Genomic DNA, 935 nt, shown 5'->3' with positions numbered 1-935 from the left:
TCGGGACCGCATAGGCCACAATCCGCTGATCCCCCGGACGATCCTCCCGCACCACCGCCACCACCCGCGCCACCGAAGGATGACCCGACAACACCGCCTCGATCTCACCCAGCTCGACCCGGAAACCCCGCACCTTCACCTGATCATCCACACGCCCCGCGAACTCCAGCACCCCGTCCACCGACCACCGCGCCAAATCCCCACTGCGATACATCCGCGAACCCAAACCACCGAACGGATCCGCCACAAACCGCCCAGCCGTCAACCCCGGACGATTCACATACCCACGCGCCAACTGCCCCCCGGACACATACAACTCACCCACCACACCCGGCGGCACCGGCCGCAACCCACCATCCAGCACATACACCCGCAACCCCGGAACCGGAACACCGATAACCCCCCGACCCACCACCTCCTCACCCAACGGCGCATACGTCACATGCACCGTCGTCTCCGTAATCCCATACATATTCACCAACCGCACCACACCCACCGGATGCCGATCCACCCAATCCCACAGAACCCCCGGCTCCAGCGCCTCACCCCCGAACACCACCAACCGAAGACACAACCCCCCACCCACCACAGAACTCTCCCGCTCAACCCCCACCAACTGAGCAAAAGCCGAAGGCGTCTGACACAACACCGTCACCCGCTCCGCCACCAACAACGACAAAAAATCAACCGGCGAACGACTCACCTCGAACGACACCACCACCAACCGCCCGCCATACAACAACGGACCCCACAACTCCCACACCGAGAAATCAAACGCATACGAATGAAACAACGTCCACACATCACCCGGACCAAACCCGAACCACGACTCCGTCGCCCCGAACAACCGCACCACATTCCCCTGCGGAACCACCACACCCTTCGGCCGCCCCGTAGACCCCGACGTATAAATCACATACGCCGGATGCGAAGGA

General features: G+C 62.6%; 1 protein-coding gene. It reads right to left on the bottom strand.

Annotated features, from left to right (window positions below; genetic code table 11):
* A partial coding sequence (locus IE247_RS33905; protein WP_190127217.1) for an amino acid adenylation domain-containing protein occupies positions 1-935 on the bottom strand: 935 nt, incomplete at both ends.

This window comes from Streptomyces inusitatus, from assembly GCF_014651115.1.
In the GTDB taxonomy this organism is placed as follows: Bacteria; Actinomycetota; Actinomycetes; order Streptomycetales; family Streptomycetaceae; genus Streptomyces; species Streptomyces amakusaensis.
The sequence above is the reverse complement of the archived record's forward strand: the minus strand, read 5'-3'. Positions and strand labels throughout refer to the sequence as shown.